General features: G+C 35.8%; 11 protein-coding genes. 9 read left to right on the top strand and 2 right to left on the bottom strand.

The features are described 5' to 3' along the window. Positions 1–113: 113 nt before the first annotated feature. Positions 114–2,018, top strand: coding sequence for an outer membrane protein assembly factor BamB family protein (locus B9Y84_RS11570; protein WP_085517392.1), 1,905 nt, complete (start codon positions 114–116; stop codon positions 2,016–2,018). 133 nt (positions 2,019–2,151) lie between these two features. Continuing rightward, positions 2,152–3,507 carry a hypothetical protein gene (locus B9Y84_RS11565; protein WP_085517390.1) on the top strand — a complete coding sequence of 452 codons (1,356 nt, stop codon included), beginning with the start codon at positions 2,152–2,154 and terminating at the stop codon, positions 3,505–3,507. 159 nt (positions 3,508–3,666) lie between these two features. On the opposite strand, the gene B9Y84_RS11560 is transcribed toward B9Y84_RS11565, so the two are convergent. Continuing rightward, positions 3,667–6,525: a serine/threonine-protein kinase gene (locus B9Y84_RS11560; protein ID WP_085517389.1), complete on the bottom strand. Its 2,859-nt coding sequence runs from the start codon at positions 6,523–6,525 to the stop codon at positions 3,667–3,669. A 1-nt stretch (position 6,526) separates the two neighbouring features. After that, a complete protein-coding gene (locus B9Y84_RS11555; RefSeq protein ID WP_085517387.1) occupies positions 6,527–7,096 on the bottom strand; it encodes an ECF-type sigma factor in 570 nt (189 codons plus the stop codon). Positions 7,097–7,382: 286 nt separating this feature from the next. Here B9Y84_RS11555 and B9Y84_RS11550 point away from each other — a divergent pair, with 286 nt between their 5' ends. The 7 genes from B9Y84_RS11550 to B9Y84_RS11520 all read left to right on the top strand — a co-directional run bounded on the left by B9Y84_RS11550 (position 7,383) and on the right by B9Y84_RS11520 (position 13,127). Further along, a complete protein-coding gene (locus B9Y84_RS11550; RefSeq protein ID WP_085517385.1) occupies positions 7,383–7,844 on the top strand; it encodes a YybH family protein in 462 nt (153 codons plus the stop codon). Next, entirely contained in the window at positions 7,837–9,150 is a 1,314-nt protein-coding gene (locus B9Y84_RS11545; RefSeq protein WP_139828013.1) for a hypothetical protein, read from the top strand. Before B9Y84_RS11550 ends, B9Y84_RS11545 begins: the two co-directional genes overlap by 8 nt. Positions 9,151–9,396: 246 nt before the next feature. Then, complete coding sequence (locus B9Y84_RS11540) at positions 9,397–9,903, top strand: RNA polymerase sigma factor (RefSeq protein WP_085517381.1); 507 nt, start codon at positions 9,397–9,399, stop codon at positions 9,901–9,903. After that, the gene (locus tag B9Y84_RS11535) at positions 9,896–10,540 is read left to right on the top strand and encodes a hypothetical protein (RefSeq protein WP_085517379.1); all 645 of its coding nucleotides are present in this window, start codon (positions 9,896–9,898) and stop codon (positions 10,538–10,540) included. The genes B9Y84_RS11540 and B9Y84_RS11535 overlap by 8 nt, the downstream gene beginning before the upstream one ends. A 6-nt stretch (positions 10,541–10,546) precedes the next feature. Then, entirely contained in the window at positions 10,547–11,635 is a 1,089-nt protein-coding gene (locus B9Y84_RS11530; RefSeq protein ID WP_085517377.1) for a serine hydrolase, read from the top strand. Positions 11,636–11,750: 115 nt separating this feature from the next. Next, positions 11,751–12,752 carry an NAD(P)/FAD-dependent oxidoreductase gene (locus B9Y84_RS11525; protein WP_085517375.1) on the top strand — a complete coding sequence of 334 codons (1,002 nt, stop codon included), beginning with the start codon at positions 11,751–11,753 and terminating at the stop codon, positions 12,750–12,752. A gap of 48 nt (positions 12,753–12,800) precedes the next feature. Then, positions 12,801–13,127 (top strand): 2Fe-2S iron-sulfur cluster-binding protein, encoded by a 327-nt coding sequence (locus B9Y84_RS11520; RefSeq protein WP_085517373.1) that lies wholly within the window; start codon positions 12,801–12,803, stop codon positions 13,125–13,127. The last annotated feature ends 447 nt before the right edge of the window (positions 13,128–13,574 follow it).

Below are 13,574 nucleotides of genomic sequence, written 5' to 3'. Positions count from 1 at the left end.
TTTTTAATTTTCAGGTGTCATTAAAACATATAAATTTCTTGGACCATTTCAGCACAAAATTGTGTGTTGGTAATATAAGCTATCTATAAAAAAAAAACTTTAATATAGGAAACATGAAAAAGAATAATCTACCAGCTAATATATTGATTGTCAGTTTATTATTTTTTGTCGGTTGTAAATCTCAGGAAGTGACGTTTCGAAAAGTGTATGAAAAAACAATGCCTGAAAGTGCCAGTGCTACAGCTTCGATGAAAGCAGATGGTTCCTACCTAATTGGTTTTGAAGAAGAACCAAAGGGATTTGGGTCAGCTCTTGCATTTGCTATAGATGGTAAAACAGGAGCAGCACTTTGGGAAAGAAAAAAGAATGATCTAGCAGAAGGGGAAGGAAGCTACAAAGGAGCTTATTGGTCATGGGATCATAATACCTTATTGGTTTTCAAGGGAGTTAGCGATCTGTTTTCGGGTTCCAAAGCTTCGCTTTCAGCCCTTGATGTACCTTCAGGTAAAGTGAAATTTACTTTAAACGCTGAGAACTTCGGTGGAGACTGGGAGACAATAGTGTCTTTTCTGCCCACACATAATGCTTTCCTATTATCTACAGATAATGGTTTTCATGCTATTAATATAGACAATGGAGAACAAATTTGGAACAGGCCTGAATTCACTGGTAATGTTTGGAAGACGGGTAGTAGAACTAATATAAGTTTTAGATATTATCAAGAGAGGGATGAAATGTATCTAAGTGACCTAAAGAATCTTTACTCCTTAAATCCTGCAACAGGAGAAACTATTTGGAAGCTTTCAACAGAAAGCATCGGATCATTACACAATGCAGATATTTTCCCAGAAGAGAGGGTGGCTCTATTTTATGGCACTGAAGATGAATCTTTAGGTAACCAAATTGCAGAAGCAGCCATTAGGTCCAATAGCACTGGTAATGCTATTCTCAATGCTTCCGAAAGCGGGCTTGTAAGAGATGAGATAATACTTATCGACCTCAAAAGCGGAAAGTTGATGAATCAAAGTGAATTTTATACCAATGGAGATCATTTTCCTATTATTCACAATGATAAAATTATCATGATGGGCATAGTTCTTAATGTATACGACAAAAATACAGGAGAACTCATTTGGCAAAATATTGATGAAGATCGTTTTGATTCGGAATTAGGCTTGAAGGCGCTGTCTTTCTTAACCGGAATAGACCTAACAGTGGGTAACAGAAGTAAACAAGAAGATTTGATCTTTGATAACCACGTTTATGCTTTCTACCCTGAGGTATTAAACAATTCTATGAAGCAAGATCAGCTTACATTGCGAAAATACAATCTGGATACAGGGGAAGAGATCTGGAAATCAGAAACCGAAAAAATAAATGTGGATCGATATTTCGGTGCTGAGGGAGTATTATTTATCAAGGGAAATACAACCGGATTTATATCGCGACCTGTATTGTTGGCTTTTGATGCTACAAGTGGCGAAAAATTATATGAATTGAAGCTGAAGTCGACACGGTATTCCGAAATAATCCCTACGAATGGTCGTATTTATGTGCGTCTCTGGCCTGAGGATGTGCAAGCTTTTGAAATCAATAGTGGGAAAGAAATTCCTTTGAATCTACCTTTTAAAAGCCCTGGTGATATTCGTTTATACAATAATGACTTAATGGTGGCCTATGGAATGAGGTGGCTTGTCGCTCATGACCCTGCAACATTTGCAGTCAAAAATAAAATGGAGCTTCCTGACTATTTTTTTAACTACGATTACAGAGGAGATACCTTCTTTATCTATAAAACAGAAGGCTTTGAAGGAGCGAGAGGGATTATTGGTATCGATTTGGAAAAATGGGCTGTGAAGGGCTATATATTGAATGACCAAAGCGGAACCTTTACCACAACTAGCGGTGGAGAAACTAAAAACCAAGTATATAAAGATTACCACTTGTTCCTCACTGAGGATGGAGAGTCAATCTTTGAATTGGATGATGATGTTATCAAGAAATATGCGGTAGATTAAGTTTGAGCATAAAGAACTAAAAGAGTGGTGTTTTGTACTATCGGTATTAAAATTTAAGGATTTCACCAATCACAAAATAGCTTTGAAAAGTACGAGACTCCACTCCTTATACATCAAAAACTATATTTTACTTATGAAAAGTATTTATGCCTTAATTCTGACAGTTTTATTCTATTTGTTTAGCACCTCGGTTGTTAGTGCACAATCTTTTCTTGAAAAAGTGGCTCAAGCAGCTGGTGAAAAGGAGGTGGAGAAAGTGCCATTTAGATTTATTAATGGCACAAAGCAGCCACTTTCTCGAATCATTTTGAAGCATAACTTAACTGGTGAAGAGACCATCTATAAGGAAGGGATCGCAGTGGGAGAGGAGGCTACTTTCGATGTTCCCTCCGGGAAGTCTAAACTAACACTTGTTTTTAATTATGATAATAGCCAGTTAAAGGCCGTAGTGTTTAGAGATGCGATGATCAAAGGGAAAGATGCCTGGCTGAAATTAGATGAGCCTGAAGATTGGGATAAATTAAAGAATTATAAACCAGATGATTTGCCAGCAAAAGTCCATGAATGTGTGATGAAAATTGATGCTAATGCAGATGGCATATACAACGCTCTAGTCTACTATGAGAAGGTGGAAGATTATAGCGCTTACTTTTCCAAATTCGATGATAATGCTGATGGAAAAATTGACAGAATGGTCAGCCCGAATTATAACAAAAGCGGTCGTGCTGTCGGGACGAAGTGGGATACTGACGGAGATGGAACATGGGATAGTGTGCACACCATGCTGTATAAAGGAGATGCGTTTATGGCTCATGAGGAAATTGTTGAATATAATGGTCAGACAGTTTGGGAGTTAAGAAATATAGTGGATTCAATAGACGCAAGGATTCTTATTAGAAAGGAGTGGGATACCGATAGCGATGGGAAAGTTAATAAAATTCAGCATTTCAAAAGAGATCAAAATGGTAGCATCATAGCAGAAGAGTGGGATTATGATGCTGACGGCACTATAGATGAAAGAACTGTTTTTGATCAGCATCCTGATAAATCTTATCTAAGGATTAAGGAAAAGAAGGATACCAGCGCAGATGGCAAATGGGATCAAATTATTGCCTACGAATACGATGAGAATAATTTCAGAAATAAGGTGTACTACGACTTAAATGGTGATAAGGAATGGGATAAAATTGAGTTAGTTAAGCGTATAAAAGGGAAACATGAATTTACAGAGGTAGATCTTAATGCTGATGGTACAGTTGATCGAGTTTCTGGTACAAAATCTAAAAATGGTAGACTACAGAGTACTTATGCTGATGAAAATAACGATGGGGTAAATGAAGAGGAGGTTGTCTATTTTTATGATTTAGCAGGAAATTTATCCAAAAAGGTCCACGATTTAGATGGTGATGGTCAACCCGATAAGGTAGTGAAGTATGACCGATCTTGTCGCGAAGGCTATGATGAAAATGGGCCTATTTTCTCGTTCTAAAACCTATTTTTATATTAACCTTTTGTGTCATTTAAAACTCTTAGAGATGAGACTTTTGCTAGCGCTTTCCAACGAAGTAATGCTGCTGCCTTAATTTGGAAGATTATTTTTATAGATGATTATCATTGTTTTGCAGATTGAAACACCCAAAGCCTAAAACTAGATTGATTTTAAAAGCACAGCTATTTCATTTTTGATCTGATTTTGTTCCGTTTCTTCAATTAGCCTTGAAGCCGTCATGAGAACAGCCTGTGCTGAGTCCTTCATATTTTGATCGAGCAAACGTTTCGCATAATTTATTTGAAAGGTAGCTACCCGATCAGGTTCATCTTCTGCGTAGTTAATGTTATAATTATTAATCGATTCTACGTAGTGTACATTTGATAGGCTGTCATTATGATGATCACTAAGCACTTCTGCATAGGTATGCTGATAGTTACCTACCCTCGGGTGATTTTCAGGCATTTTCTTTTTCAGAATATTTACTGCCGAATCGAAGTATAATAAAGCCTTCTCGGGCATAGATTCCATTCCGTACTCGCCTATGTTAAACAAAGCCATACCATATAAATAATGATCCTTTCCTATATCTTTCTCATAAATGCTCCTTGCTCTATAAGATTGCTTCAATGCTTTTTGAGTGCTATCCAAACTACGCAGTGCCCAAGCATAATCAAGATAGGTGGTCGCAGTATTTGAAGTCATGCCGTAGGTGGTGGAGTCAACTTTAATCAGATCAGGATAAAGGGTTACGCTTTTTTCGAATTTTCCCATGCGATTATAATGTTGTAGAAGAGCAAACAGACGGTCCCCAGTGATCTGATTATAGAGACCATAGGTATTCCTACTAAGTTCATAAGCCTGACTGAGAATTTCTTCTCCACCCTCAAAACTTCCATCTCGAATCTTACTGTTGGCTATCAAGCCCAGCTCATCTATTTGACTTGGATGATTTTTGCCTAAAAGACTTTCTTTAACATTTAATGAGCGAAGTGCGTAATACTCAGCGCTGTCGGAATTGCCACTCCAGCCTTGAGTTTCTGCCATCAGTAGTAATCCGCTTGCCGTATTAATATTGTCCTTACCGTAGACTGTATTCAGTAAATCTAAATTCAAGTCTGAGTATTTTAAGGCTGAATCATATTTATTTGCCCATCGATAGTTTAAAGATAAGTTGCTATAAAAACGGGCAAGTATAAGTTTTTCCTCAGGGTAAGATGACCGAAACTCATCCACCAAAGTGATTTTATAATTCATCACGCTATCTGTCTGCACTTTGTCAAGGTGTCCGAGACCAATCTCCGTAATATTAAATAAGTTAAGTATCTCTTCCTTACGGTCAAGCTCAGCTTCCTTCATATCATTCAAGGCGCTAGTAGCTAAAATTTTAGCAGAATCAATGTTGAAAATAGCGAAAATTTCAGCCTGGTGAATTTTCAACTTAATTTGTTCTTTGCGATCATCTGTAAGCTCCAAAGCCCTCGAAAAAAGTTCCAGAGCTTCCGTATTGTCAGCAGTTCTCTTTTTTAGCAACCCCTTTTTGAACAGTACTTCACCTATCGCCTGATCATTCTCCAACTCTTTATACAGGCTAATGGCATCATTGAGAAGTGATTCTCCTTTTTCATAATTACCTAGCGATATGTTAACTTGCCCAAGGGTCGCAAAGACGGCAGCTCTTGTACTAGGGTTCTTGATTTGCACGGCATTCTTCAGTCCTTCTCCTAGCAAAACACCAATACTCATGGAGTCACCAAGGTTCACCGTGGGATCATTTTGTTTGAAAAGATCCAGCAGAAAAGCCAAAGTTTCCTGTGCTTTTTGTTCTTTAGCTTCAGCAGTGAGTTGTGCTTGCTTAAGATTAGAAATATATATTCCCGATAGTATACCGATTAATACAATAGCGATAGTAGAAATGGCTACTGGAACTTTATTTCTTTTAATAAATTTTTGAAATAAAGTAGTTCGATTATTTTTACTTTCCCTTAAGGGAAAAACATTGAGGGCTGCTTCTATTTCGTTCATCATGGCATCAACTGACTGATACCTATTTTTTTGTTTTTTACTTAATGCCCTTGCTATAATTTTATCAAAGTCCTTAATTAATAAGCTATTCTTATTTATGCTTGTTGTTATTGAAGGAGGAGGTGTGTTTTTTATCTTTTCTTTTCTTTCTTCGTAATTTAAGCTATTTAGTTCAAAAGGCGTTTTAGCAGTTATGAGCTTGTAAAATAATACACCCAGCAAGTACACATCTGTAGTGACATTTATATGTTTGCTGCCTTCAATTTGTTCTGGTGCACAATAGTTTGGGGTGATAATATGTTGGAAATTTTCTTGTTCTAAATGATGATCCAAGACTGATATTCCAAAGTCCAGTAGTTTGGGGATTCCACCTTTGTTTATTAGAATATTGGAGGGTTTAAGATCTCTGTGAATCACTCTGTTTTGATGGGCATGTTGAACGGCTTTACCAATTTGTAACATCAACTGACCAATTTCTTTGAAGCCTAATTTTTCACTTTCAACATACTTTTCAATTGGTATTCCTTCCACCAACTCCATTACCAAGTAAGTTTGATTGCTGTCAGTTTTACCAGCATTAAAGATCTTGGCTATGCCTGGGTGGTCAAGATCCGCTAATATTTGTTGTTCGCGATTATCAATTGGAGCTGAGTACTGTGAATTTACTTTCAGGATTTTTACAGCTACCTCTTGTTCGTAAAGACCATCATTTCTTGCTCCAAGATATACCTTCCCCATGCCACCTGCTCCAATTAGCCTTTGAATTTTATAAGACCCTAATTGGGAATCAGTGTAATCAAAATCATCGGACCAGGATAACTTTAAGCTCTTGAAATACCGTGATGCTTCATCGAAATTTTTAATCATTCCCATCACGATTTGTTTTGTATCAACGTCCTTTCCACAAGTCTTATTAAGATATTCTTCACGCTCTTCTTGTGGTAGTTTGACAGCTTGGTCAAATAGTTGCTCTGCTTTCTCTAAATCTGTCATATCACGATGCTGCTTTAATCTCTTTGAATAAAAAAGCTCTGGCAAAATTCCATTTGCGTTTAACTGTGGCCTCAGAAATCTTAAGAATTTCTGCAGTTTCTTTAATCGTCATATCCCCGTAAAACCTGCACTCAATTACTTGTCCGTATAAGGCATCTTCCGATTCTAGGCGTTTTAGAAGGTTCTCAAGACATAGGATTTCGATTATCGTTCTATCATTTAACGGTATTATATCCTTGAAATCCTCTACGTCTAGTGTTGCTTGAGAAGCTTTACGTTTTTGAGCATTTTTCTTCTCTGCGTAGTTGCAAAGGATTTGCCGCATGGCTTTACCCGCTATAAAAAAGAAGTGACATCTATTTTGCCAGCTTGTATCCTCAGGTACAATTTTCAAGAATGTTTCATGCACAAGGGCAGTGGTGTTGAGCGTATCGTTTCCATTCCACCGATTACGAACTGATTTAGCTGTAATTTTTAATTCTTTGTATAAAATGGAATACAATTCCTCACTGACTTTCGGATTAGAGGAATCTAATTGATTGAGTATGGTGGTAATATCATTGGTTTTCATATGCCCTCTGTTTGAGAATTGCCACTATAATCTTTTAATATAATCAATAATTAGAAAATGTATTATATTCTTTATTGAAAATATGTTTTTAAGCGGTTAAAGTGTATTTTAATAAGTATTGATTGATCAATTGTAAAAGGAAAAGACACTGCATTCGAAACTACTTCAATAAATAAATTGAGCTCCTCGCAAATGAATGCATAGATTAATTGACTAGTAAATACCCGTTCTAAAAGTTGTGATTCCTTATCATTAAATTTATTTTTAGGATAAGATATCGGTAGATATGGAAAAACTATCAAACTTAAAGTGCTTATTGTTTTTGGGTTTATTAAATCTATCAGTGGCATTGAGCAATGCAGCTGCACAAGAAAATCCTAAAACAATTGACTTACCCAAAGAATTAGAGCGAGTACTTCGCGATTATGAGACACATTGGCAAAATTCTAATGCAACTCAACTAGCTAACCTTTTTATTGAGGATGGTTACATTTTAAGGCCCAATAAGCCCATCACCAAAGGTAGATCCAATATTGAAGAAGCCTACCAAAATGCAGGAGGAAAATTAGAGTTAGAAGCATACGATTATTCAATAGATGGATCAACTGGCTATATCATTGGTGGTTATAAAGTGCATGAAAGCTGGCCTGCTATTGGTAAATTTATTCTGACTTTACGGAAAGAAGAGGGGAAATGGATGATTACAGCCGATATGGATAATAGAAATGAACCTAGGAAAAATGAGTAACAAAGAGAAAAGTAAAGATGCATATCAAACACCTGCCTGGTTAAAAAGAGTTCAAGAAGGTAGCTGGGAGCCTGAAATACTAATATCTGGTATTGTGTTGTTTGGATTATTTAAGATTTATCCGCTGATAGATGAATTTAATTACTTTTTAGAATATAATTCTGCTTTAATTTTTTCAGGTACAACTGCTAATGATAGCTTGAGTAGTATTTTGAAATATGCTAATATAATCCTTATTCTGGGTTTTGTAGTTCATTTATTGTTCCGAAGCGTATGGGCAGCATTTGTAGGGCTGAGCTATGTTTATCCAAAGGGGGTCAATTTTGAAAGATTGAATTATCCAAAGAGATTTCAGAACCACATAAAAGCAGGAAGTAATTATACTCAACATATTATTAAGCTGGAAAAAATTTGCAGCACTTTATTTGCGATTAGTTTCTTAATTTTTATGTGGCTTTTGGGTTTGGTATTTTTTTTACTCTTAATCATATGTGGTATTGAAATTACACGACTTCTTGTAGGCTCTAATGATTTTAGCATATCCTTCTTGGATAGTTTTTTTAGTCTTGCAATTTTTATAATGCTTTTAGATTTGGTGACCTTGGGGATCTTTAAAAGAATTCCGTATTTCAATAGGATATTCTATCCATTATATCGGTTTACTGGATGGATAACATTATCGTTTTTATACCGAAATATTTATTACGGCCTAATTAGCAATCATAAGAAATGGAAAGTTAGCTTAACTATAATTGTGTTTTTTGTATTTTCTTTTTTTGCTGTGAGAGGGCTTCAGTCCCGAGATTTTGTCCTTGGCAGAACAATCGCTTTAGTCCCAAAAGGTGATTCACAATATAGATTGGATGAAGGTAATTACAGAGATAAAGTAAATGACGGATCTTTCTCAGGTTATATGCATATTGACAGTTATGTTTATGATCAGTCTTACATAGAATTATTTGTTGTACACACTACTAAATATGAACAAGAATTGATATTAACTTCCTGCGATTATGAAAATTTAAGAGGCGCAGACGGTATAAATATTGATTCATTAAAGGCCAAATGCTTAGAAGAATTTTATGGAATTGCTTTAGATGGACAATTGTTAGAAGACGATTTTATATATCAACGTAGATCGGAAACAGGACAAGATGGATTGTTATCCATAGTAGATATATCGGAGCTAGAAAAGGGGAGGCATCAAATTGATTTGTACTATGATTTTTACGATCAGGATCAAGATACTACTCGTCATGAATTAGCAGAGCAGATTATTTTTTATAAGGCAATACAATCAAATTAAGGGTTCAATCAGAAAATTACCCTAGAAGAAACAAAGATAATACAGCATCATGTTGAATTACCACCTTTCCCTGGAGGGAGAATAAAATCTTACAATTTTCCCTGAGCAGGATAGCCCAATTTACGGCACATTAAACCTTCTCGAGAATTTTTTTTCAAAATAATTAATATTTTTTGTCATATTTTTCGACAATCGGGAACCAACTAAGTAGAAACCCAAAAGAGGACTTTTGATAACGATAGATTAATGACAGAAAAGAAATATGTAGACATCATTGAAAAAAATAAGCATAGCATCTACAGAGTTTGCAAACTATATTCTACCGATTCCTTTGAATCAGAAGATTTGTTTCAGGAGGTAGTTTATCAAATATGGAAATCTTCCCCATCTTTTAAAGGGACTTCCAAAGTAAGTACTTGGATTTACAGGATCGCACTCAATGTATGCTATAAATCTATCTTGAAACATAAAAAGTCAAGCGATAAGATTACTAGTCTTGATGCTATAAAAGTTGAGGAGCTTGGTGACTCAAATTTTCAAGATGAAAATAGCAGATATGAAGCCTTGCAGGCTTGCATCAATCAACTAAATAAAGCTGATCAAGCAGTAATTGTGCTCTTTTTAGAAGAATTATCATACAGAGAAATCAGTGAAACTATTGGGATTAGTGAGAACTATGTGGCGGTTAAAATGAAGCGAATTCGTGAAATTTTGCATGCTTGTCTTACACCTAAATTAGAACATTATGAATGATCAAAATTTAATAAACATTTGGAAGGGATCAAGTCGAAATATTCAGTTGAACCTCAACTATGATGATTTGGCTAATGAATTGAAAAGAAAAGCAAATCAGTTGGATAAGAGTATTAGAAAAAGGAATCAGTTGGAGATAGGATTGGCCATTTTGCTTTTGCCCATCGCCCTTTACCTTTTTTTTGAAGTGCCTTATTATCTCTTTAAATCAGGGGTTCTCCTGATGGCGGTTTGGTTCTTATACGTGATCTATAAACTTAAAAAGACAAGAGGTTTAAAGACTGATTTTGGTACCAATGCAACACTAAAACATCAATTGAATAAACAAAAAAGATATGTAGAGGAAGAGGTAAAACTTCTGAAAAGTGTTTTATACTGGTATTTGTTGCCTCCTTATACGGGTTTACTCCTTATGATTTCAAGTGCCTATTTTCACCGTGATGTTCAATGGGAAAATAGCTTTCTTCGGGGCTTGCTGTCTGAAAATATTTACGGTCACCTTGTTTATATTATTTTTTTAACTGCGCTTTATTTTTATATCTACAAACTAAATATGAAAGCGATTGCAAAGGACTTGATGCCAGTAGTCCATGACATTGAAAAAATTGAAAGAGAATTAGAAACATCTGAAAAGTAAAAGAATATGTTTAAAAAAACAGTAATAATTGTTAGTGCTATTATTTTAATCCTTGCTGCAGGCTTTGGAGTAGCATATTTTATGGTAAAGCCTGATAAAAAGAGAATTGTAGATTTTATTAGAGAAAACCCTGAAAGAATAGCAATCAGTTTAAGTCAAAACGAAAAGGTGCTGGCAGAGTATAATGAAACTAAAATGCTGCCGCTTGCCAGCACTGTGAAAATAATCATTGCAATAGAATATGCCTATCAAGTTGCGGAGGGAAAATTGAATCCCGATCAAAAGTGCTCAGTTTCAGACTTGGAGAAGTATCATTATCCAGCGACAGATGGCGGGGCTCATAAAGCATGGCTTAACAATCTGGAACTAGAAAAAGATAGCATAGTATCATTGTCAGAAATATCGAAAGGTATGATCAAGTATAGCTCTAACGCTAATACCGAATACTTGATTGATTTATTGGGGTTAGAAAATATCAATAGCCGAATTGAGCTTTTAGGTATAGAAAAACATGATTCCATTTACTACTTGGTTTCCTCTCTTTTTATAAGAGACTATCTGTTTCCTGAAAAAAGTAATATTGAGGCTATTAAAAGCATTAAAGATTTAAGTAATAGAGAGTATCGAAATGCCTGTAGGGAAATCCATAAAAAGCTTAAAGCGGGCACTTTTAAAAATGATAGTCTTAACGACTTCGGTTTAGTGGTTCAGAAAGTATGGTCTGATCGCTTGCCTGCTTCTACTGCAAAGGAATATAGGCAATTAATGGAAAAACTCAATTCCAAATCAATTTTGCCTAAGGAAGTGCATCAACACCTTGATCCGATTTTAGAATTTGTCATGGAAAACCCACTTAATCAAGAGTGGCTTAAGCATTCAGGATCCAAAGGGGGTTCGACTGCCTCATTATTGACAAAGGCGTTGTACGCAACCGATATGGAAGGAAATAAAATTCATCTGAGCTACTTTCTAAACAATTTGTCCGCTTTTGAGAATGTTCAACTGCAGATGAGCATGAATGCATTTGAATTGGCAATTTTGCAGGAAGAAGAATTTAGAATACAGATCAGGGAAGTTGTGAATGCGCTTGATTAGAATCCTAGCAAAAAGCACTTTATCAAGATTTTTGAATATAGTTAGTAAAACAACTATTTTTATACGAACTTTGTCAGCGAATTGAAGTTATACCAATAATAACTTACGAAAAACAATGATACAAACTGACATTTGCATTATCGGAGCTGGCCCTGTAGGTCAATTTGCTGTATTTGAAGCAGGATTATTGAAGTTACGTTGCCATTTAGTGGATGCCCTTCCACAAGTAGGAGGACAGCTTTCTGAAATCTATCCGCAGAAGCCTATTTACGATATCCCGGGTTATCCGACTATCAAAGCGCAAGAATTAGTTGATAACTTGACGGAACAAATAAAACCATTCAATCCAACTTACACTTTGGGTGAAAGATTGGATAAGGTAGAGAAAACAGCTACTGGTTTTAATTTAAGAACTTCTGATGGTACTGAAATAGACTGTAAAGTGGTTGTTATTGCAGGTGGATTAGGTTGTTTTGAGCCTCGTAAACCACCTATGAAAGAAATTGCTGAATTTGAAGGAAAAGGAGTTTCTTACATGGTGAAAGATCCTGAGCAATTCAGAGATAAAAACGTAATTCTAGCTGGTGGGGGAGACTCTGCTTTGGATTGGACGATTGAGCTTTCCAAAATTGCTAAAAAAATCACTTTGGTCCACAGAAATGAAACTTTCCGTGGTGCACCAGATTCTGCCGATAAGGTATTTGAATTAGCGAAAGAAGGGAAAATCAATTTGTTACTAAAAAGTAATTTAGCCTCTCTTTCAGGTAATGGGAAATTGAACTCTGTTAAAGTGAAAGGAGCTGATAAATCTGAAATAGAGCTTGAGGCTGATTATTTAATTCCTTTGTTTGGTTTAAGTCCAAAATTAGGACCAATTGCTGATTGGGGATTGAGTATTCATAAAAACCAAATTGAAGTAAATACTACGGATTATTCTACCAATGTCCCTGGTATCTATGCAATTGGTGATATTAATACCTATCCAGGTAAATTGAAGTTGATTTTATGTGGATTCCACGAAGCGGCTTTGATGGCACAATCTGCCTTCAAGCATATTTATCCTGAAAAGCATTTAAGTTTCAAATATACTACTGTAAACGGTATTGAATCTTTCTAATTAATTTATATTTGTGGCTTGTTAATTAAAATCCACAAGCGTTAAATTATGAGTGATATTAAAATTAAAGTGCAAGATTATTCTGGCGATGTACAGGAATTGGAAGCTCCCACTGATATGGGCTTAAGCCTGATGGAGTTTTTGAAAGCCAATGAATATCCTGTTTTGGCAACTTGTGGTGGAATGGCATTATGTGCTACATGTCATGTTAAAGTAGAAGAAGGATTTGATAATTTAAATGATCCGGGTGATCAAGAAATGGATCAGTTAGATATCCTACCAAATGCTGAACATAATAGTCGACTAGCTTGTCAATTAAGACTGCATCCTGATATGGATGGCATGATGGTTCGTCTTGCGGCTGATGAGGAATAGATTAATTTAAGTTTATTATATAACAAAAGAGCACTCGCATTGATGTGAGTGCTCTTTTCGTTTATTTCGTTTTTCTGTTAGAGGCTTCCGCTTTCGCAGTAATTAGTGATCAGTACTATATTTTTTTGGCAAATGTTCATACACTAGATATCCTTGGCAAATTCCGGTCTGACCTTCGGTACTGACCTAATTACGCTTCGCCCCACATTAATCAACCTCCTATTTCTAGCAAAAGCTTTCAATTTGATATGAGACTTCGAGTTTCCTTATTCACTCTACCAACACTATGAAATCCCTGGCCATTTCTATGCGTCATCGTAAGTTCAACTTCCCCTAAGGAAGGTCCCGAAGCAAACTTTAGAGTGCTTTAGCTAATTTTAGATTGCTTCACCCTAAAGGGATTCGCAATGACGCACTGAAATGATGGTTTATATTAGCTGTGTGGAT

This window comes from Marivirga sericea, from assembly GCF_900177665.1.
Lineage (GTDB): Bacteria > Bacteroidota > Bacteroidia > Cytophagales > Cyclobacteriaceae > Marivirga > Marivirga sericea.
Note: the sequence above shows the minus strand (reverse complement) of the source record. Positions and strands in the feature narration are given on the sequence as shown.

Bases quoted from the DNA above. Each gene is read 5' to 3' on its own strand.
- B9Y84_RS11530 (WP_085517377.1), top strand. From the start codon at position 10,547: ATGTTTAAAAAAACAGTAATAATTGTTAGTGCTATTATTTTAATCCTT.
- B9Y84_RS11540 (WP_085517381.1), top strand. From the start codon at position 9,397: ATGACAGAAAAGAAATATGTAGACATCATTGAAAAAAATAAGCATAGC.
- B9Y84_RS11565 (WP_085517390.1), top strand. From the start codon at position 2,152: ATGAAAAGTATTTATGCCTTAATTCTGACAGTTTTATTCTATTTGTTT.
- B9Y84_RS11570 (WP_085517392.1), top strand. From the start codon at position 114: ATGAAAAAGAATAATCTACCAGCTAATATATTGATTGTCAGTTTATTA.
- B9Y84_RS11525 (WP_085517375.1), top strand. From the start codon at position 11,751: ATGATACAAACTGACATTTGCATTATCGGAGCTGGCCCTGTAGGTCAA.
- B9Y84_RS11550 (WP_085517385.1), top strand. From the start codon at position 7,383: ATGGAAAAACTATCAAACTTAAAGTGCTTATTGTTTTTGGGTTTATTA.
- B9Y84_RS11555 (WP_085517387.1), bottom strand. From the start codon at position 7,096: ATGAAAACCAATGATATTACCACCATACTCAATCAATTAGATTCCTCT.
- B9Y84_RS11560 (WP_085517389.1), bottom strand. From the start codon at position 6,525: ATGACAGATTTAGAGAAAGCAGAGCAACTATTTGACCAAGCTGTCAAA.
- B9Y84_RS11520 (WP_085517373.1), top strand. From the start codon at position 12,801: ATGAGTGATATTAAAATTAAAGTGCAAGATTATTCTGGCGATGTACAG.
- B9Y84_RS11545 (WP_139828013.1), top strand. From the start codon at position 7,837: ATGAGTAACAAAGAGAAAAGTAAAGATGCATATCAAACACCTGCCTGG.
- B9Y84_RS11535 (WP_085517379.1), top strand. From the start codon at position 9,896: ATGAATGATCAAAATTTAATAAACATTTGGAAGGGATCAAGTCGAAAT.